Source organism: Micromonospora matsumotoense (assembly GCF_050951065.1).
Taxonomy (GTDB): domain Bacteria; phylum Actinomycetota; class Actinomycetes; order Mycobacteriales; family Micromonosporaceae; genus Micromonospora; species Micromonospora matsumotoensis.
This window is the reverse complement of sequence record NZ_CP192025.1, coordinates 3,901,459-3,920,365: the sequence shown is the minus strand read 5'-3', so window position 1 is coordinate 3,920,365 and position 18,907 is coordinate 3,901,459. Positions and strand designations below refer to the sequence as shown.

The 18,907-nt window shown below is 73.0% G+C and carries 16 protein-coding genes and 1 riboswitch; of the genes, 12 read left to right on the top strand and 4 right to left on the bottom strand.

The window, feature by feature from the left end; translation table 11 throughout:
* Window positions 1–18: 18 nt before the first annotated feature.
* From hppD to ACQP1S_RS17240, 6 genes are read left to right on the top strand one after another with little or no spacing between them, the layout of a single operon-like run.
* A complete protein-coding gene (gene hppD / locus ACQP1S_RS17265; protein ID WP_091251231.1) occupies window positions 19–1,128 on the top strand; it encodes a 4-hydroxyphenylpyruvate dioxygenase in 1,110 nt (369 codons plus the stop codon).
* Window positions 1,125–2,048, top strand: coding sequence for a phytanoyl-CoA dioxygenase family protein (locus ACQP1S_RS17260; protein ID WP_091251232.1), 924 nt, complete (start codon window positions 1,125–1,127; stop codon window positions 2,046–2,048). The genes hppD and ACQP1S_RS17260 overlap by 4 nt, the downstream gene beginning before the upstream one ends.
* 2 nt (window positions 2,049–2,050) lie before the next feature.
* The gene (locus ACQP1S_RS17255) at window positions 2,051–2,848 is read left to right on the top strand and encodes a DUF3050 domain-containing protein (RefSeq protein ID WP_432896369.1); all 798 of its coding nucleotides are present in this window, start codon (window positions 2,051–2,053) and stop codon (window positions 2,846–2,848) included.
* The gene (locus tag ACQP1S_RS17250) at window positions 2,845–3,813 is read left to right on the top strand and encodes a thiamine pyrophosphate-dependent dehydrogenase E1 component subunit alpha (protein WP_432896366.1); all 969 of its coding nucleotides are present in this window, start codon (window positions 2,845–2,847) and stop codon (window positions 3,811–3,813) included. Before ACQP1S_RS17255 ends, ACQP1S_RS17250 begins: the two co-directional genes overlap by 4 nt.
* Window positions 3,813–4,787 carry an alpha-ketoacid dehydrogenase subunit beta gene (locus tag ACQP1S_RS17245; RefSeq protein WP_432896363.1) on the top strand — a complete coding sequence of 325 codons (975 nt, stop codon included), beginning with the start codon at window positions 3,813–3,815 and terminating at the stop codon, window positions 4,785–4,787. The genes ACQP1S_RS17250 and ACQP1S_RS17245 overlap by 1 nt, the downstream gene beginning before the upstream one ends.
* Window positions 4,784–6,142 (top strand): hypothetical protein, encoded by a 1,359-nt coding sequence (locus ACQP1S_RS17240; protein ID WP_432896360.1) that lies wholly within the window; start codon window positions 4,784–4,786, stop codon window positions 6,140–6,142. The genes ACQP1S_RS17245 and ACQP1S_RS17240 overlap by 4 nt, the downstream gene beginning before the upstream one ends.
* A 150-nt stretch (window positions 6,143–6,292) precedes the next feature.
* On the opposite strand, the gene ACQP1S_RS17235 is transcribed toward ACQP1S_RS17240, so the two are convergent.
* The 3 genes from ACQP1S_RS17235 to ACQP1S_RS17225 form a co-directional block, all read right to left on the bottom strand.
* Window positions 6,293–6,976 (bottom strand): SGNH/GDSL hydrolase family protein, encoded by a 684-nt coding sequence (locus ACQP1S_RS17235; protein WP_432896357.1) that lies wholly within the window; start codon window positions 6,974–6,976, stop codon window positions 6,293–6,295.
* 147 nt (window positions 6,977–7,123) lie between these two features.
* The gene (locus tag ACQP1S_RS17230) at window positions 7,124–8,431 is read right to left on the bottom strand and encodes an MFS transporter (RefSeq protein WP_432896354.1); all 1,308 of its coding nucleotides are present in this window, start codon (window positions 8,429–8,431) and stop codon (window positions 7,124–7,126) included.
* Window positions 8,428–10,014: a class I adenylate-forming enzyme family protein gene (locus ACQP1S_RS17225; protein WP_432896351.1), complete on the bottom strand. Its 1,587-nt coding sequence runs from the start codon at window positions 10,012–10,014 to the stop codon at window positions 8,428–8,430. The genes ACQP1S_RS17230 and ACQP1S_RS17225 overlap by 4 nt, the downstream gene beginning before the upstream one ends.
* A gap of 357 nt (window positions 10,015–10,371) precedes the next feature.
* On the opposite strand from ACQP1S_RS17225, the gene ACQP1S_RS17220 reads away from it, so the two are divergent.
* The 6 genes from ACQP1S_RS17220 (at window position 10,372) to ACQP1S_RS17195 (ending at window position 17,002) form a co-directional block, all read left to right on the top strand.
* Window positions 10,372–11,658, top strand: a complete 1,287-nt coding sequence (locus ACQP1S_RS17220; RefSeq protein ID WP_176739131.1) for an SGNH/GDSL hydrolase family protein — start codon at window positions 10,372–10,374, stop codon at window positions 11,656–11,658.
* A gap of 64 nt (window positions 11,659–11,722) precedes the next feature.
* Window positions 11,723–12,940: a cytochrome P450 gene (locus tag ACQP1S_RS17215; protein WP_432896348.1), complete on the top strand. Its 1,218-nt coding sequence runs from the start codon at window positions 11,723–11,725 to the stop codon at window positions 12,938–12,940.
* A 10-nt stretch (window positions 12,941–12,950) separates the two neighbouring features.
* Window positions 12,951–14,030, top strand: a complete 1,080-nt coding sequence (locus tag ACQP1S_RS17210) for an alpha/beta hydrolase (RefSeq protein ID WP_432896345.1) — start codon at window positions 12,951–12,953, stop codon at window positions 14,028–14,030.
* 131 nt (window positions 14,031–14,161) lie between these two features.
* The gene (locus ACQP1S_RS17205; protein WP_432908099.1) at window positions 14,162–15,229 is read left to right on the top strand and encodes an alpha-hydroxy acid oxidase; all 1,068 of its coding nucleotides are present in this window, start codon (window positions 14,162–14,164) and stop codon (window positions 15,227–15,229) included.
* Window positions 15,230–15,233: 4 nt separating this feature from the next.
* A complete protein-coding gene (locus ACQP1S_RS17200) occupies window positions 15,234–16,553 on the top strand; it encodes a PLP-dependent aminotransferase family protein (RefSeq protein ID WP_432896342.1) in 1,320 nt (439 codons plus the stop codon).
* 197 nt (window positions 16,554–16,750) lie between these two features.
* Complete coding sequence (locus ACQP1S_RS17195; protein ID WP_091251241.1) at window positions 16,751–17,002, top strand: hypothetical protein; 252 nt, start codon at window positions 16,751–16,753, stop codon at window positions 17,000–17,002.
* A gap of 303 nt (window positions 17,003–17,305) precedes the next feature.
* Here the strand turns inward: ACQP1S_RS17195 and ACQP1S_RS17190 are convergent, their stop codons facing one another.
* Complete coding sequence (locus tag ACQP1S_RS17190; protein ID WP_363668316.1) at window positions 17,306–18,742, bottom strand: glycine hydroxymethyltransferase; 1,437 nt, start codon at window positions 18,740–18,742, stop codon at window positions 17,306–17,308.
* Between the two features lie 18 nt (window positions 18,743–18,760).
* Window positions 18,761–18,850: riboswitch (ZMP/ZTP riboswitch) on the bottom strand.
* Between the last annotated feature and the right edge of the window lie 57 nt (window positions 18,851–18,907).

The window sequence follows — 18,907 nt, the reverse complement described above, 5'->3', positions numbered from 1 at the left end:
CATGGGGAAGGGCTGGAGATGGACATCCGTGGAATAGACCACATCGAACTGTACGTGGGAGACGCCCGACAGGCGGCCTTCTACTTCGGTACCGCCGTCGGCTTCACACTGCGTGGGCAGGGCGGCCCGGAGACCGGGCTGGTCGGGCAGCGCTCCCTGCTGCTGGGCCAGGCCGACGTCCGGATGGTGCTGACCTCCGGGCTCACCGCCGACCATCCGGCCTCGACGTACGTGTCCCGGCACGGTGACGGGATCGCGGTGGTGGCGGTGGAGGTCGGCGACGCCGCCGGGGCGTACGCGGAGCTGGTGGACCGGGGTGCGACACCGGTGACCCCACCGCGCACCTGGACCGGCGCGGACGCCGAGGTGGTGACCGCCGAGGTGGGCGGCTTCGGTGACGTGCTGCACCGGCTGGTGGAGCGGCGCGGCGACCGGGACGACTTCCTGCCCGGCGCGATCGAGGCGGCCCCGGCCGGCGGGGTCGACCCGCAACTGCTCGCCGAGATCGACCACCTGGCGGTCTGCGTGCCGCCCGGTCAGCTCGACGACACCGTCGCGCTCTACGAGCGGGTGTTCGGCTTCGCACAGATCTTCGAGGAGCACATCGAGGTCGCCGGTCAGGCGATGAACTCCAAGGTGGTGCAGGACGCCTCCGGGCGGGTCACCCTGGTGCTGCTGGAGCCGGACGCCGGTCGGCGGCCCGGTCAGATCGACGCGTTCCTCACCGAACACCACGGCGCCGGGGTGCAGCACCTGGGGTTGCGCACCGACGACATCGTCGGCGCGGTCGGCGCGCTCGGTGCGCGCGGGGTGCGGTTCGCCGGCACCCCGGCCGCCTACTACGACGACCTGGAGCAGCGGGTCGGCAAGGTGGACGCGCCGCTGGACCGGCTGCGGGACCTGAGCATCCTGGTCGACGCCGACCACGGCGGGCAGCTGTTGCAGATCTTCACCGAGTCGATGCACGTCCGCCGCACCCTGTTCCTCGAGCTGATCGAGCGGCGGGGGGCGCGCACCTTCGGCAGCGGCAACATCCGGGCGCTCTACGAGGCCAAGGAACGGGAGCTGGCTGCGGCGGGGGCGGCCCCCGCCGTCGCGGTCGGCACGGCACAAGGAGCAGGGGCATGACCACGACACATCCGGCGCTGACCGCCGAGGAGGAGGCCCTGCTCCCGTCCGCCGAGGACGTGCGGCACTACGCCGAGCACGGCTGGTACCTGACGAAGAAACTGCTCACCGACGACGAGGTGGACGCCCTGACCGCGGCCACCGACCGCTACTACGACGGCGAGCGGGACCGCACCCTGCCGGTGCACCCGCCGAAGCTCGCCTACTGGGACCCGTCGAAGGGGCCGGTGCAGCGGCACAACGACTACGTCCACGTCGAGCACGACGGGATCGCCGCGATCCTGCGCAAGCCGCTGATCGGCGCGGTCGCCGCCCGGCTGGCCCAGGCCGACGAGATCCGGATCTTCCAGTCCACGCTGATCTACAAGCCGCCGATCTCCGGTGAGCCGTCGAACATCGTGCCCTGGCACTTCGACAAGCACTACTGGTCGTCCTCGTCGTCGGAGAAGATGCTCACCGCGTTCATCCCGCTCCACGACTGCGGGGAGGAGATGGGCACCATCACCATGGTCGACGGCTCGCACCGGTGGTCGGAGACCGGCGCGGACGACACCGTGGTCCGGCACTTCGCCGAGCGGGACCGCAGCCAGCTGGAGGAGATGCTGGCCGAGAACGCGGCGCACAACGGCGCGCAGATCCGCAAGATCCCGATGGTGATCCCCAAGGGACACCTGAGCTTCCACCACTGCCGCACCTACCACGGCAGCGGCGCCAACGTCAGCGGACGCCCGCGTCGGGCCATCTCGCTGCACCTGCAGGACGGCGACAACGCCCACCGGGAGTTCCCGCTCTCCGACGGCACCCTCGCCGCGTACAACCACGACGTGCTGGTCCGCCGTACCCCCGAGGGTCGGCCGGACTACGCGGACCCCGACTACTGCCCGGTCATCTGGCGCGATCGCGCCCAGCAGGGAGGCTGAACATGTCACGGTACGACTGGGGTAAGACACACCCGGGCATCGAGCGGCTGGAGCAGGCGGTGACCGACCGCCGGGACGTGGTGGTCAAGCACCCGCTCTACGCCAATCTGGACACCCACGAGTCGCTGGTCACCTTCATGGAGCACCACGTCTTCGCGGTCTGGGACTTCATGTCCCTGCTGAAGTCGTTGCAGCGGCAGCTCACCTGCGTGACCGTGCCGTGGATCCCCACCGGCCCGACCGGCAGTCGCCGCCTGATCAACGACATCGTCATGGTGGAGGAGAGCGACGAGCTGGGCGAGGGCTTCATCAGCCACTTCGAGCTGTACGTGCGGGGCATGGGCGAGGCCGGCGCGGACACCACCGCCGTCAACCGGCTGGTCGACCTGCTGCGGGCCGGCACGTCGGTCACCGACGCGCTGGTCGAGGCCGGGGTGCCGGAGCCGTCGCGGGCCTTCGCCGCCACCACCTGGAAGATCATCGAGTCGACCCCGGTGCACTGCCAGGCCGCCGCGTTCGCGTTCGGCCGGGAGGACCTGATCCCCGACATGTTCACCCAGGTCGTCGCGGTCAACGAGCGCAGCAACCGGCTGCACACGTTCGTCGACTACCTGGAGCGGCACATCGAGGTCGACGGCGAGCAGCACACCCCGATGGCGATGCAGATGCTCGCCGACCTGTGCGGCGACGACGACGTCAAGTGGCAGGAGTGCGCCGACACGGTCAACCTGGCGTTGACCGCCCGCGCGCAGCTCTGGGACGACATCCTCGTCGCCGTCAAGGAGGGGCGCGACCGGTGATCGACGCCGTCCCGGCCCGGCTCTACCGCACGGTACGGCTGATCCGTCGGTTCGAGGAGCGGGCCATCGCCCTGGTCCGCTCCGGGCACATCGTCGGCGGCATCCACCCCTATCTCGGTCAGGAGGGCATCGCCGCCGGCGTGTGCGCCGCACTGGGCGAGGGGGACCTGGTCACCGGCACCCACCGTGGGCACGGGCACGTGCTCGCCAAGGGTGCCGACCCGGCCCGGATGATGGCCGAACTGTGCGGCCGGGAAACCGGACTGAACCGGGGCCGGGGCGGCTCGATGCACGCGGCGGACCTGTCCATCGGGGTACTCGGCGCCAACGCCATCGTCGGGGCGTCCCCGGCCATCCTCACCGGTGCGGTGTGGGCCCACCGGCGGCGCGGGAACCCCGTGCTGGGGGCGAGCTTCTTCGGTGACGGCGCGGTCAACGAGGGGATGCTGCTGGAGGCGTTCAACCTGGCCGCGCTCTGGCGGGTGCCGGTGCTGCTGGTCTGCGAGAACAACGGCTACGCCACCACCATGCCGGTGGCCGGCGCGGTCGCCGGCACCATCACCGGCCGGGCCGAGGCGTTCGGCATCCCGGCCGTCGTCGTCGACGGGCAGGACCCGGAGGCGGTCCGGCAGGTCACCGCCGCCGCCGTCGCGCGGATGCGCGACGGCGGCGGGCCGGAGCTGGTCGAGGCCCGCACCTACCGGTTCGACGCCCACCACACCTTCGAGCATGCGGTACGCCTGGACTACCGCACGCCGCAGGAGGTGGCCGACGGCCGGTCCCGGGACCCGGTGGACATCCAGGGGGCCCGGCTGTCCCCGGCCGACCGGGAGGCGGTCGACGCCGAGGTGGAAGCCACCCTCGACGCGGCCGTCGCGTTCGCCCTGGCCGGCCCGGAACCGGACCCGGCCGGTGCGCTGGACCACCTGTACGCCAGTGGGCTGACCGCCCGGGGAGGCTCCTGATGCCACGGTTGTCCTACCGCAAGGCGCTGACCCGGGCGCTGACCGACGAGATGACCCGGGACGAGGCGGTGTTCCTGCTCGGCGAGGACATCCGGGTGGGCGCGTCCAACGTCACCCCGGGCCTGCTGAAGCGGTTCGGGCCGGACCGGGTGCGGGACACCCCGCTGTCGGAGCAGGCGTTCACCAGCTTCGCCACCGGGGCCGCGCTGGCCGGGTTGCGGCCGGTGGTGGAGTTCCAGATCCCGTCGCTGCTGTTCCTGGTCTTCGAGCAGATCGTCAACCACGCGCACAAGTTCCCGATGATGACCGGCGGGCAGTGCGCGGTGCCGGTCACCTACCTGGTGCCCGGCTCCGGTTCCCGGACGGGCTGGGCGGGGCAGCACTCCGACCACCCGTACTCGCTCTTCGCCCACGTCGGGATCGTCACCGTGGTGCCGGCCACCCCGGCCGACGCGTACGGGCTGCTGGTGTCGGCGATCCGGCACGACGACCCGGTGGTGGTCTTCGCCCCGGCCGCCGCGCTGGACGTCCGCGACGACGTCGACTTCGCCACCCTCGCCCCGGTGCCGCTGGGGCGGGGGGTGGTCCGCCGGGCCGGTGACGACGTCACCGTGGTCGCCGTCGGGCACCTGGTGCACGACGCGCTGGCCGTCGCCGAGGAGTTGGCCGACCAGGTGTCGGTGGAGGTGTTCGACCCGCGCACGCTCTACCCGTTCGACCTCGACGGGCTGCTCGACTCGGTGTCCCGCACCGGCCGGCTCGTGGTGATCGACGACTCCAACCGGTCCTGCGGCATCGCCGCCGAGATCATCACTTCGGTGCTGGAGCGGGTGCCGCTGACCGCGCCGCCGCGCCGGGTCACCCGGCCGGACGGCGTGGTGCTGCCCTTCGCGCCGGTGCTCGACCGGGCCGTGCAGCCGGGCCGCGAGCAACTCACCGCCGCCATCCAACTGACCATGAAGGACAGACAATGATCGATCCGAACTACCGCTGGCCCGAGGCGGGTCAGGCGTGGCGCGAGCTGCCGGAGCCGACCCGTACGGCGATGGTGGCCAGCGGGGCCGCCGCCTGGCGGGAGATCTTCCACGGCTGCGCGACGTACAACAAGCAGTGGCGGTTGGCCCGGCCCCCGGTCATGCCGGCGGACGCGTTCCGCGAGTTGAACGAGGTCTGCGACCGGCTCGCCCAGCTCATCCTGGAGGCCTGCCAGCGGCGGGCCCGCACCGCCGGGGAGCTGCGCCGGCTGCTCGGGGTGCCCGAGGGTGCGACGATGCTGCTCGACGAGTCCGAGGAGCTGTCCGAGGCGCTGCTCGCCGCCTACCGGCCCGACGTGCTGATCTCCGGTGGGGTGCCGAGGATCGTCGAGTACAACATCGACAGCAGCCTGGGCGGCGGCTTCGACGCCGACACGGTGGTCCGCCGCTACGCGCGGCTCTACCAGGAGCAGGGCATCCTGGACGGGCTGCCGGTGCGGCCGGCCCCGTCCCTGCTGGACCAGAGGTTCGTGGCGATCCGGGACGGTCTGTCCCTGGCCGACGGGGCCCGGGTGGCGCTGCTGCTCGACTTCGACGCCGACTACCCCGGCCTGGAGAGCCCGGACGACTTCATCCAGATCCTCTCGCCGCTGATCGACCAGGCCCGCCGGTTCGGCATCGACCTGGTGATCGCCCCGGTCGCCAGGGCCACCCTGGACGCCGACCGGCGGCTGGTGGTCGGCGGCGCACCGGTGGACGCGCTGTTCCGGCTCTTCGTGCCCAACCGGGTCACCCCGAGCGCCGGGCTGGCGGCGGTGGCCGGGGCGCTCGACGCGGGCACCCTGCCGATGTTCGTCAGCACCGCCGCCTGGCTGCTCGGCAACAAGATCAACTTTGCCTGGCTCTACGAGGACCTGGGCCTGCTCTCCGCCGACGACCAGGCCCTGATCCACCGGTACGTGCCGCACACCGTGGCGTTCACCGCCGCCGAGCTGGACCGGGCGCTGGCCGACCGGGAGAACCTGGTCGTCAAGCCGGCCGACGGCTCGGCCGGCCACGGGGTGCTCATCGGCCGGGAGTTGAGCCCGGGCGAGTGGGCCGACGGGCTGCGTGCCGCCCTCGACCGGGGCGGCGACATCCTCCAGCGTTACATGCCCGCCGACCGGTTCGCGATGGACTTCGTCCAGATCGAGACCGGCGAGACGGTCACCGCCGAGGTGCCGTACAGCATCGCCCCGTACCTGTTCGGGCGCACCGGCTCCGGCGCCCTGGCCCGGGTCGGCTTCCCCGGCTGCGACGAGGTCCTCAACCTGGCCCGAGGTGTCCTCCTCACCGGCATCCTCCTCACCGACTGACCCCGACCCCTCCCACCCTCTGCCTCTGCCCCTGCCCCGGTGATCAAGAGGTTTGCGTCACCTGTTCACGGCCCCGGATGACGCAACCCTCTTGACCCACTCCGCCAGGCCGGCGGGGTGGGTGGACTGGGGCGCAGGGGTGGGGTGGGGTCAGGGGTGGTTGCCGAGGTGGGCGCCGAGGCGGCGGATGGTTTCCGCCGCGGCGATGGCGTCGCTGCGGGCGCTGCCGTGCCGGCCGTCGCTGCTGTACATCGACGGGTCGGTGCCGGCCGGATGGTCGGTCAGGTGCACGTGCAGCGCGCCCAACCGGTCGGCGAGCCGGCCGGTACGGGAGGAGAGCAGCCGCATCCGGGCACCGAGCCCGGGACGCAGCGCCGCCGGCACCGCCGGGCTGTGCGAGACGTCGAACATGCCCACCGTGAGCACGTCGGCCCCGGCGTCGCGCAGCGCACCGACGATCGCGGTCAGCTCGGTGTCGACCGCGTCCGGGTCGAACGCCGTCCGGAAGGCGTCGTTGCCGCCGCACACCACCAGCGCCAGATCGGGGGAGAAGGCCAGCGCCCGGTCCAACTGGCCCGCCCGGACCTGTTGCGCCCGCAGCCCGCGCCGACCCAGGTTGAGGTACGCCAACCCGGGCCGTACCGCCGACAACTCGGCCGCGACCCGGTCCGCCCACTGCACGTCCGGGTAGCCCTCGACCGGCTCGCACATGCCCTCCGCGACGCTGTCGCCGACCACCACGAACCGGTGCCACGGATGGTCGCGCAGCAGTGCGGCACTCTCCCCCTCACGCAGGCAGTACGGATCGCTGGCCTCGGTCAACATCGATGACATGGCCGGCAATGTAACCGACCGGGCCCGTGCCGTCGATCACACCGACCGGGCGGATCGCCTGATGGTCGCCCTGGTGCGCCGACCCGCCCGGGGTGTCGGCCCGCCGGCACGCCGACCCGTGCGGGGGCCGCCTTTCCGGCCCGGGGGTCAGCCCCCGGCGGTGGGCGGCGCGGACCTGGTCCGGCCCATCCGCAGCGGCCCCGCGACCAGCGGCGCCACGGTCAGCACCGCGCACACCACCGCCATCACCAGCAGCGCCGGCCGCAGCCCGAGGACCGCCACCGACCAGCCGCCGAGCAGCGCCCCCACGGGCAGCCCGACGAACGCCAACGACCCGGAGATCCCCAGCACCCGGGTCTGCAACTCCTCCGGCACCCGTTCATAGAGGGCCGCGCCGAGCAGCGGGTTGACCGCCGCGATCCCGATCCCGGACAGGAACGTCACCACCAGCACCACCACCAGATGGTCGGTCAGCGCCAGCACCAGCAGCCGGGGCGCACCACTGAGTGCCGCCCCGACGGCGAACACCATGGTCCGGGGCAGTCGCGGGCCGAGCATCGTGAAGACCAGGTTGCCGAGCAGCGCGCCACCACCGAACACCCCCAGCACCAGGCCGAAGCCGGCCGGGTCGCCGAACTCGTCGCGGACCCACAACGGCACCCAGACGGCCGTGTTGGCGGCGGCGAACATGTTCAACGCGGAGATCACCACCAGCATGGTCAGCAACACCCGGTCGGTGCGCAGATAGCCGAAGCCGGTGCGCAGCGCCTGGAAGTAGCCCTCCCGGGGCGCGGCCGGCGCGTCGCGGGCGGGTGGGCGCACCAGCACCCCCACCAGCAGCGCGCAGAGCGCGAACGTGGCCGCGTCGATCCAGATCGCCCGGGTCACCCCCACCCAGTCGATGAGCAGGCCGCCGATCACCGTCCCGAACAGCGCCATCCCCCGCGCCAGGCCGTCGTAGGCGGAGGTGAGCCGGATCAGCTCCACCCCGGCGCGCTGCGCCGCCGGCCGGAACATCACGTGCTTGACCCGGTCGCCGATGCCGCGCAGCCCGCCGGCCACCGCGACGAGGGCGACCAGCGCCCCGAAGCCGAGCCACGGGGCCAGCGCCACCACCGCGATCACCGCCGCGCTCGCCGCGTCCACCGTGATGGAGGTACGCCGGACCCCGAACCGGTCCGCCCAAGGCGTCGCCAACGAGCTGGACAGCATGTACGGCAGGAACTCGGCCGCCGCGACGATGCCCATCTTGGCCGGGCTGCCGGTGGTGGTGAGCACCAGCCAGGGGATGGCGATCACCGAGATGCGGCTGCCCAGGTTGGAGATCAGGTCGGCGGCGACCAGGGTGACCAGCTCCCGCCGGGCGGCCCGCCGCTCGGGGCCCGGCGGCGCGACCGGCGACCCGCCGTCGGTGCTGGTGGTCGTGCGGGGGCCGGTGTCGGCGTCGGCGGTCATGACGGGCTGCCGACCGGGTCGGCGGGGGTGCCGGCGGCGTACCGGTCGCGCAGCGCCCGCTTGTCCACCTTCGCCGACCGGTTCAGCGGCAGCGCGTCGACGAACTCCACCGCACCCGGCGCCCAGGTGTCGCTCAGCTCGGTGGTGACCAGCCCGATCAGCTCCGCCCCGGTCACCGTGGCCCCCGGCGTCCGCACCACGTACGCGTGCGGCAGCTCCCCGGCGACCGGGTCGGGCACCCCGATCACCGCCGCCGCCCGCACCTGCGGATGTGCGGCGAGGACGTCCTCGATCGGCCGGGAGTAGATCGGCCAGCTGCGCTGCCGGGTGAGGATACGGTCCTGCAACCGGTCGACCAGATAGAGGAAGCCGTCGGCGTCGAGGTGGCCGATGTCGCGGGTGCGCACCCAGCCGTCGACAAGCGTCTCGGCGGTCAGTTCGGGCTGACCGTGGTAGCCGTGGAAACTGAGTTTGGTCCGCACCCAGACCTCGCCGTCCGCGCCGGCCGGCAGCACCCGCCCGTCGGCGTCGCGGATCTCCACCGTCACGTCGCCGTACGGCCGGCCGCAGGAGCCCAGCCGCTCCGGGTGCGCCGGGTCCTCGGTCAGGCCGGGCTGGGCGCAGATCACCACCGCCTCGCTGAGGCCGTAGACGATGCGCAGGCACGGGCCGAACCGGGCGATGGCCTGGCGCAACCGGGCGGGCGCGGCCGGTCCCGCGCCCACGTTGAACATGAACATCGCGGAGAAGTCGGCACCGGGCAGGGCCGGATGGTCGAGCACCTCGTAGAGCATCGGCGGGGTGACGAAGGTGGAGGTGAGCCGCTCGGCGTCCACGGTGGCGATGAACGCGGCCGGGTCCCACTGCTGACGCAGGAAGAGCACCCCGCCGGTGAACAGGTTGAACAGGGTGGTGATCTGCCCACTGGCCAGCCACATCGGGGAGTGCGACAGGTGCCGCAGCAGCGGGAACCCGGCGGCGCGGAATTCCGCCGCCAGCGCCAGCACCTGCCGGTAGAAGCTCTCCCGGTGGTGCACCAGCTTGGGGGTGCCGGTGGTGCCGCTGGTCTGCAGGAACGACTCGCGCACCGGCACCTCGGCCGGCAGGCCGGCCCGTGGGGTGTCGGCGGTGGGCTCCGCGCCGGCCGGCGGGGCGTCGGCGGTGAGTTCGACGCCCAGCCGCAGCACCGGCACCCCCGGCAGCGAGGCGGCGATCTGGTCGCCCAGCCCGTCGGGAGCGTACGCGTGGTGCACGAACACGTCGGGGCGGGCCAACCGGGCGAACTCGTCGATCTCCCGCCGGGAGGTCACCGGGGCGATCCACATCGTCCGGCAGCCGATCAGGTGCAGGGCGAGCTGGAGCAGCGGGCCCTCCACGGCGTTGCCGAGCATCACCAGCACCGCCGCGCCGGGGCGTACCCCGTGGCGGGTGAGGGCGTGGGCCAGCCCGCGTACCTCGGCGGCGACCTGCGGGTAGGTCAGCCGGCGTCCGTCGCCGACCAGCGCCTCCCGGTCGCCGAACCCGGCGAACAGCTCCAGCGCGTCGTGCACGTAGGTGGTGGGTCGGTCGGCCCCGTCGGTCATCGCACAGCCCCCAGGTCGATGCGGCGGGTCGTCGGCGGCCCGGTGGGACCCGCCGTGGCGACCGGCCGGGTTGGCGTCCGAGCAGTTCAGAGCCCGGCCCGCGACGGGGGTGCGCGCCATGGGCGACCGCACCGCCGCCGCTAGCGAGCCTAGGCCGACGGCGTCGCCGGGGGACAGAGCCGAACGGCGAACGACCAGCCACCATGGACACTTGATCATGTCTATCGGGTTGATTGACGCCTGTCAGACGTCGCGGCTAGGTTTCTGGACCATCGTCCGGGCGGTGCCGTCAATGGGTGCCGGCCCTGGGCGGCCCAACCTGGAGGTTCAATGTCGACTCCGAAGAGATGGCAGGTCATAGCGTCCGCGGCCGTGTTGCTGGTCGTGAGCGCCCCGGCGGTGGTGGCCAGCGCCGGTCCGTCCGACTCCGACGGCGGCGAGGCAGCCGCCCGTCCGCAGTGGGCGGGTACGTGGGCCGCGGCCCTCACCCGTGGCAACACCGCCGGGCTGACCAACACCGGCCTGAACAACCAGAGCATCCGGATGACCGTGCGCACCACCGTGGGTGGGGAGCGGCTGCGGGTCCGGCTGAGCAACCTCTACGGTGAGCAGGCGGTGCAGGTCGGGCACGCCACCGTCGCCCGCCCCGACAAGGCCACCATCACCGACCGGTCGGACATCGTCCCCGGCACCCTGCGGGAGCTGAAGTTCGGCGGCTCCACCTCGGCGACCATGAACAAGGGCGCCGAACTGCTCAGCGACCCGCTGACCTATCAGGTGGCCGAGCAGGAGGACCTGGTCGTCACCCTGCACTTCCCGGTGCTCACCGGGCCGGTCACCTTCCACGGCCAGTCCAAGGTCACCACCTTCATCGGGGCCAACGACCTGACCACCGCCGCCGACGGCGCGGGCTTCACCATCCGTCCGGACTGCTGCTGGATGTTCCTGTCCGGCATCGACGTGCTGCGCCCGAAGAGCCCCGGTGCGGTGGTGGTGCTCAGCGACTCGATCGGGGACGCCAACGGCAGCACCGTCAACGCCAACAAGCGCTGGCCGGAGTTGCTGGCCGGGCGACTGGTCGCCGCGCGTCCCGAGGTGCGTACCCCGGGGGTGCTCAACCTGAGCCTGGCCGGCAACCGGCTCAACCACGAGGGCACCGAGCCCGGCGCGGGCGGTTTCCCCGGCTACTACGAGCTGGGCCCGAACGCGCTGGCCCGGCTCAACGAGGACGTCTTCCCGCAGACCGGGGTGAAGACCCTGGTGACCCACCTCGGCATCAACGACATCTGGATGTCCGACGACTCCGCCGACCGGATCATCGCCTCGCTGCGGCAGATCAACAAGCAGGCCAAGGCCCGTGGCCTGCGTAGCCTCGCGGTCACCCTCACCCCGTACGAGGGGCACGGCAACCCGGGGGTGTGGACCCCGGAGAAGGACACCACCCGGCAGGCGGTGAACACCTGGCTGCGGGGCCCGGGAGCGGCCGAGTTCGACGGGCTGCTCGACTTCGACGCGGTGCTGCGCGACCCGGCCCAGCCGAGCCGGCTGCTGCCCGCGTACGACGCGGGTGACCACATCCACCCGAACGACGCCGGCAACCAGGCGTTGGCGGACGCCGTACCACTTCGACTGCTCGGTCTGTGACACCGGTGGGGCGGCGGGGGTGACCCGCCGTCCCACCGGCCATTCCTGGGGAGGAAGCACCATCGTGGACGTCGACCAGATCCTGTCCGGTCTCTACAGCGAGGCCGGCCGGCAGGACCCCTATCCGTGGTACGCGGCCCTGCACGAGCACGGTCCGATCAGCGCCATCCCGAACCGCCCGGAGCACAGCACGGTCAGCGCGGTGGCCGTCGGCTACGACCTGGTCGACCAGGTGTTGCGCGACCCGGAGTGGTACAAGCAGGCCCCACCGGGCTGGCAGGACCAGGAGATCCTGCGGACCTTCCAGTCGTCGATGATGTTCGTCAACCCACCGGACCACGGTCGGATGCGCGGCGTGTTCGCCCGGACGTTCACCCCGCGCCGGCTCGGCGCGCTGGAACCGGTGATCGTCCGGGTGGTCGACACCCTGCTGGACAGGATGGCCGACGCCGGTGCCGACGGCGGCGAGGTCGACTTCGTCGCGGACTTCGCCTACCCGGTGCCGGCCCTGGTGATGGCCGAGTTCATCGGCCTGCCCGAGAGCGAGCTGGCCTGGTACCGGCAGCGGGTCGAGTGGATCGACGAGTTTCTCGACGTCGCCGGCAAGACCCCGCAGCGGCTGGCGTTGGCCAACCAGGCCGCCGAGGAGCTGCGGGCGTGGTACCGGGACCTGATCGCGCACCGCCGGAACCACCCCGGCGAGGACCTGATCTCCGGGCTGGTCGAGGCGCTGGACTCCGGCGACGTCGACCTGACGGAGGAGGAGCTGATCAGCAATCTGATCGTGCTGTTCAACGCCAGCTTCGTCACCACCGTCTACATGTTCAGCAACGGCCTGCCGGCGCTGCTGGCCCACCCGGACACCGTGGCCGCGCTGCCGGGCGACGAGACCCTGGCGCAGGGCTGCGTCGACGAGGTGCTGCGGCTGGAGAGCCCGGTGCACTTCCTGGCCCGCGCCGCGCCCCGGGACACCGTGTTGGGCGGCGTACCGGTCGCCCGGGACGAGAACGTGCTGCTGATCATCGCGGGCGCCAACCGGGACCCGCACCGCTTTCCCGAGCCGGAGCGGTTCGACCCGCGCCGGGACGGCCCACCGTCGTTGGCCTTCGGCGTCGGCCCGCACTTCTGCCTCGGCTCGGCGGTGTCCCGGCTGGAGGGTCGCATCGGCCTGCCCCGACTCTTCGCCCGGTTCCCCCGGCTCGCGGTCAGCCAGCCGGCCGACTACAGCGGGAGCCTGTTCCTGCGCGGCATCGACAAGCTCTTCGTCAACACCGGCGGATAGGAGCCAGCCCATGTCCCTCGATCCCCAGGTGGTGGCGTACCGGGCCGCGCGGGCCGCCGCCGGCATCCCACCGCTGTACACCCAGACCCTCGCCGAGGCCCGCGCCGCCGACCTGGCCGCGATCCGGGCCGGCGGCGGCGACGTCGAGCCGGTCCACGAGGTACGCGACACGACCGTGCCCGGCCCCGCCGGAGACCTGCGGGTACGGGTGCACCGGCCGGCCGGGGACGGGCCGCTGCCCACCCTGGTCTACTTCTTCGGCGGCGGTTGGACGCTGGGCAGCGTGGAGACCGCCGACGGGATCTGCCGCCGGTTGGCCAACGCCACCCCCTGCCAGGTGGTGACGGTCGGCTACCGGCTGGCCCCGGAGCACCCGTTCCCGGCCGCCGTGCTCGACTGCCACGCCGCGGCCCGGTGGCTGGCCGAGCACGCCGTCGACCTCGGGGTGGACCCCGACCGGCTGGTGGTCGGCGGGGACAGCGCCGGTGGCAACCTGGCGGCGGCGGTGACCCTGCTGGCCCGCGCCGAGGGTGGCCCCCCGCTGGCCGGGCAACTGCTGGTCTACCCGAACACCGACCAGCGGGCCGACCGCCCGCGCCCCGGCCGGGACGCCTACCCGGCAACGGACGCGGGCCTGGTAACGGACGCGGGCCCGGCAGCCGACGCCGCGCCTCGTACCGACACCGGCCGGGTCGCCGACGAGCAGGACCCGCTGCTGTTCAACCGGCACTCCGTCGACTGGTACCGCGGTCACTACCTGGCCGATCCGGCGGACGCGGCCGATCCGCTGGCGTCGCCGTTGCTGGCCGACGACCTGTCCGGCCTGCCGCCGGCCCTGGTGGTCACCGCCGAGCACGACCCGCTGTGCGACGAGGGGGAGCGGTACGCCCAGCGGCTGCGCGAGGCCGGGGTGCCGGTGCGGGCCAGCCGCTATCCCGGCATGATCCACGGGTTCTTCGCCATGCCCGGGGTCTTCGACGCCGGCCGTCGGGCCCAGGACGAGGCCGCCGCCTTCCTCCGGGAGGTCTTCGGGCTACCCGCCCCGGCGGCGGACGCCCCGGTCGCCGCCCCGGTCGGTGACGGGCGGTGACGGAGTCCCCCCGGACCGTCGAGTCGACCGCTGCCGGGTCGACCGCTGCCGGGTCGGCCAGCGTCGGGTCGTCCGCTGCCGGGTCGCCTGCTGTCGGGTCGACCGGGGAGGCGGACCGACCGCCGGTCAGCCTGGCGGACTTCGCCGACCTGGCCCGGGCGACGCTCCCGCCCGGGATCTGGGACTTCGTCGACGGAGGCAGCGGCGTCGAGACCACCCTGACCGCCAACCGGGCCGCCCTGGACCGGGTCGCCGTGCTGCCCCGGGTGCTCACCGGGGTGGAGCGGCCCCGCACCGACGCGGTGCTGCTCGGCCGGGAACAGGCCCTGCCGGTGGCGGTCGCGCCGATGGCGTACCAACGGTTGCTGCACCCGGACGGCGAACCGGCGCTCGCGGCGGCGGCCGGCGCGGCCGGGGTGCCCTACGTGCTCAGCACGTTGAGCAGCACCCCGATCGACGAGGTCATCGCCGCCACCGACGGGCCGGTCTGGTTCCAGCTCTACTGGCTGCGCGACCGGGGGCTGGTCGCCGACCTGCTCGACCGGGCGCACACCGCCGGCTGCGCCGCGCTGATGGTCACCGTCGACGTGCCGGTGCTCGGGCGGCGGCTGCGTGACGTGCGCGGCGGCTTCGCGTTACCCCCGGAGGTGACCGCCGCCAACCTGCCCGCCGGCCGGGACGACCTGGCGCACGCCGGCACGCCCGGGGTGTCCGCCATCGCCGCGCACACGGAAGCCGTCTTCGCCCCCGCGCTGACCTGGGCGGACCTGGCCTGGCTGCGGGAGCGCACCCGACTGCCGCTGCTGGTCAAGGGCATCCTCGATCCGCGCGACGCGGTCCGCGCCGCCGACGTCGGGGTGGACGCCGTGGTGGTGTCCAACCACGGCGGCCGGCAGTTCGACGGGGCGCCGGCCACCGCCACCATGCTGCCCGAGGTGGTCGCGGCCGTCGGCGACCGGGTCGAGGTGCTGCTGGACAGCGGGGTACGGTCGGGCACCGACGTGCTGCGCGCGCTCGCCCTCGGCGCGACCGGGGTGCTGCTCGGCCGCCCGATGCTCTGGGCGCTCGCGGCCGGTGGGCGGTCGGGCGCGCGGGCCGCCCTCGACCTGCTCGCCGTGGAGTTGCGCGACGCGTTGACCCTGACCGGCTGCGCCGACCCGGCGCAGGCCCGGCGGCTGCGTACCCTGACCGGAGGCTGACCCGTTGGAGCATCTGGTGGACCTGGACCTGGCGACCCTGCACCCGGCGGTCGACGACCCGGCGCTGAACTCGATGAATTTCCTCAACGAGGTCTCCCAGCACTGGCCCGACGCGGTGTCGCTGGCCGCCGGCCGGCCCTACGAGGAGTTCTTCGACGACGACGCGCCGGGCCGCTGGCTGGACCGGTTCCGCCGGCACCTCGCCGACGACCTCGGGCAGGACCCCGAACAGGTCCGGCGCACCCTGTTCCAGTACGGCCGGACCAAGGGGATCATCCACCACCTGATCGCCCGCAACCTCGCCGTCGACGAGGACGTCCACGTCGACCCGGAGGCGGTGGTGGTGACCGTCGGCTGCCAGGAGGCGATGCTGCTGGTGCTGCGGGCGTTGCGGGCCGGCCCGGCCGACGTGCTGCTCGCCGTCGCCCCGACGTACGTGGGGCTGACCGGCGCGGCCCGGCTGGTCGACCTGCCGGTCCGGCCGGTCGCCGCCGGTCCGGCCGGGATCGACCTGGCCGACCTGCAGGCCCAGGTGCGTCGGGCGCGGGACGAGGGGTTGCGGCCCCGGGCCTGCTACGTGATGCCCGACTTCGCCAACCCCTCCGGCACCAGCATCGGGGTGGCCGACCGGCGGCGGCTGCTCGACCTGGCCGCCGAGGAGGACCTGCTGCTGATCGAGGACAACCCGTACGGCCTCTTCCCGGCCGGGGACGCCGACCGGGTGCCGACGCTGAAGGCGCTGGACACCCGGCGTCGGGTGGTCTATCTCGGCTCGTTCGCCAAGACGGTGCTCCCCGGCGCGCGGATCGGCTACCTGGTGGCCGACCAGCGGGTCGGTGGTGCCGACGGGGCGGTGGGGCTGTTCGCCGACCAGCTCGCCAAGATCAAGAGTATGGTCTCGGTGAACACCTCTCCGCTGGCCCAGGCCGTGATCGGCGGGGCGCTGCTGGAGCACGACTGTTCGCTGGTCGCCGCGAACCGGCGGGAGCGGGCCGCGTACACCCGCAACCGCGACCACCTGCTGGCCGGCCTGCGGCGACGTTTTCCGGCCGGCTCGCCGGTGCGCTGGAACGCCCCGGCGGGCGGCTTCTTCGTGGTAGTGACCGTGCCGTTCCCGGTCGACGACGTGCTGTTGCGCCGCTCCGCCGAACGCTACGGCGTGCTCTGGACGCCGATGGCGCACTTCTATGACGACGGCCGCCCGGTCGACGCGCTGCGGCTCTCGGTCAGCGCCGTCACCCCGGAGCAGATCGACCTCGGGCTGGACGGGCTGGCCGCCCTGATCACCGACGAGTTGACCCGCCGGCCCGCCCCCACCCCCTGACGGCCCGCCACCCTGACCGCCCGCCACCCTGACCGCTCGGCTCCCCGCCGGACTGCCGGCCGAGGGAGGCGCCGTCGGGACCGACCCGCTGGGCCGCCTCTGTGGTCGGCCCGCTTCCGACGGGACCGACACCCGGTGTCGCCGAGCCGCCACCTGCTGTGCTGTGCGACGGAAGACCCGGTGGCCATAATGGACGCATGATCGCTTGGGAGTACGCCCTGTTGGTCCGCCGCTACCAGGGGCAGGGACGCCAGTTCCACGTTTCGTTCGTCTGGTACGGCCCGGACGGCTCACGCACCGACGTCACGGCCTACGGCGACACCGCCGTAGCCCATCTCAACCGGGTCGGTCGGGAGGGCTGGGAGTTGGTCTCCGCCGCCGAGGACGTCAACAACGTCCAGGGCAGCACCGAGGTCCACCGCTACCACCTCAAGCGCCCCCTCCCCTGACCGCCCCCGGCCCCCGGTCCGCTCGGCCCCCGGCCCCCCGGCCCCCCGGTCCGCTCGGCCCCCGGTCTCCCGGGTGATCAAGAGGTTTCGGTCACCAGAACCGCCCCTCCTGACCAAAACCTCTTGATCACCCAGCAGCCCGCCCCGCCCCACCCCCCACCCTCCCGCTGTCCCCGGTCCGGTTCGGCGAGGTGGTGAGGGTCGGTGATCAAGAGGTTTTGGTCACTGGTGAAGGTTCTCGTGACCCAAACCTCTTGATCAACACGACGAGGCGGGGCGGGGGAGCGGGAGGGGGGAGGGGGGTCAGGTCAGGGTGATGGTGGGGTAGAGGGGGAAGGTGGCGAGGAGGTCGGTGGCCTGCTTGCTGATCTTGTCGGCGGTCGCCGGGTCGAGGACGTACTTGGCCTTCGACGGGGTGCCGTCGGCGTTGGCTCCCGGCGTGGTCTGGCTGAGCACGGTGTGGATCAGCTCGGCGGTGACGTCCATCTCGGCGGTGCCGAGGCCCCGGGTGGTCAGCGCGGGGGTGCCGATCCGGATGCCCGAGGTGTACCAGGCGCCGTTGCGGTCCTGCGGGACGGCGTTGCGGTTGGTGACGATGCCCGAGTCGAGCAGCGCCTGCTCGGCCTGCCGGCCGGTGAGGCCGTAGCTGGAGACGTCGAGCAGCACCAGGTGGTTGTCGGTGCCGCCGGTGACCAGGGTGGTGCCCCGGCGCAGCAGCCCTTCGGCGAGGGCCTGGGCGTTGTCGACGATCCGCTGGGCGTAGTCGGCGAAGTCGGGCCGACGGGCCTCGGCCAGCGCGACCGCCTTGGCCGCCATCACGTGCGGCAGCGGCCCGCCGAGCACCATCGGGCAGCCCCGGTCGACCTGGTCGGCCAGCTCCGGGCCGCAGAGCACCATGCCGCCGCGCGGGCCGCGCAGTGACTTGTGGGTGGTGGTGGTGACGATGTGCGCGTGCGGCACCGGGTCGAAGTCGCCGGTGAAGACCTTGCCGGCGACCAGGCCGGCGAAGTGCGCCATGTCGACCATGAAGGTGGCCCCGACCGAGTCGGCGATCTCCCGCATGATCCGGAAGTTCACCTTCCGGGGGTACGCCGAGTAGCCGGCGACCAGGATCAGCGGCGTGAACTCCCGGGCGGCCTCGGCGACCCGGTCGTAGTCGATCAGGCCGGTGGCCGGGTCGGTGCCGTAGCTGCGCTGGTCGAACATCTTGCCGGAGATGTTCGGCCGGAAACCGTGGGTGAGGTGGCCGCCGGCGTCCAGCGACATGCCCAGCATCCGCTGGTTGCCCAACTCGCGGCGCAGCGCGAACCAGTCCGCCTCGGTCAGGTCGTTGACCTGGCGTACCTGGGCCTTCTTCAGCGCCGGGGACTCCACCCGGTCGGCCAGGATCGCCCAGAAGGCGACCAGGTTGGCGTCGATGCCGGAGTGCGGCTGCACGTACGCGTGGGACGCCCCGAAAAGCTCCTTGGCGTGCTCGGCGGCGAGCGCCTCGACGGTGTCGACGTTCTGGCAACCGGCGTAGAAGCGACGGCCGACGGTGCCCTCGGCGTACTTGTCGCTGAACCAGTTGCCCATGGTCAGCAGGGTGGCCGGGGAGGCGTAGTTCTCGCTGGCGATCAGCTTCAACGACTCGCGCTGGTCGGCCAGTTCCGCGCCGATCGCGTCGGCCACCCGGGGCTCGACGGCCCGGATCACCTCGAGCGCGCTGCGGAAGGCGGTGGATTCGGCGTTCAGCGACATGCGACCTCCAGGTGACGTGCGGAAGGCCCAGGCGCTCGGCGTGCGTCCTCATGACGGGGCCGCTTCCCGATGGTGCTCCATCCCCACGCGCCAGTCACGGCCCGCCGACGATCCTACCGGGTGCCCGGCGGGGGTCTCCGGGGAGCACCGCCGACCCGGTGCCCG

Bases quoted from the DNA above. Each gene is read 5' to 3' on its own strand.
- hppD (WP_091251231.1), top strand. From the start codon at position 19: ATGGACATCCGTGGAATAGACCACATCGAACTGTACGTGGGAGACGCC.
- ACQP1S_RS17260 (WP_091251232.1), top strand. From the start codon at position 1,125: ATGACCACGACACATCCGGCGCTGACCGCCGAGGAGGAGGCCCTGCTC.
- ACQP1S_RS17255 (WP_432896369.1), top strand. From the start codon at position 2,051: ATGTCACGGTACGACTGGGGTAAGACACACCCGGGCATCGAGCGGCTG.
- ACQP1S_RS17245 (WP_432896363.1), top strand. From the start codon at position 3,813: ATGCCACGGTTGTCCTACCGCAAGGCGCTGACCCGGGCGCTGACCGAC.
- ACQP1S_RS17240 (WP_432896360.1), top strand. From the start codon at position 4,784: ATGATCGATCCGAACTACCGCTGGCCCGAGGCGGGTCAGGCGTGGCGC.
- ACQP1S_RS17235 (WP_432896357.1), bottom strand. From the start codon at position 6,976: ATGTCATCGATGTTGACCGAGGCCAGCGATCCGTACTGCCTGCGTGAG.
- ACQP1S_RS17230 (WP_432896354.1), bottom strand. From the start codon at position 8,431: ATGACCGCCGACGCCGACACCGGCCCCCGCACGACCACCAGCACCGAC.
- ACQP1S_RS17225 (WP_432896351.1), bottom strand. From the start codon at position 10,014: ATGACCGACGGGGCCGACCGACCCACCACCTACGTGCACGACGCGCTG.
- ACQP1S_RS17210 (WP_432896345.1), top strand. From the start codon at position 12,951: ATGTCCCTCGATCCCCAGGTGGTGGCGTACCGGGCCGCGCGGGCCGCC.
- ACQP1S_RS17195 (WP_091251241.1), top strand. From the start codon at position 16,751: ATGATCGCTTGGGAGTACGCCCTGTTGGTCCGCCGCTACCAGGGGCAG.
- ACQP1S_RS17190 (WP_363668316.1), bottom strand. From the start codon at position 18,742: ATGTCGCTGAACGCCGAATCCACCGCCTTCCGCAGCGCGCTCGAGGTG.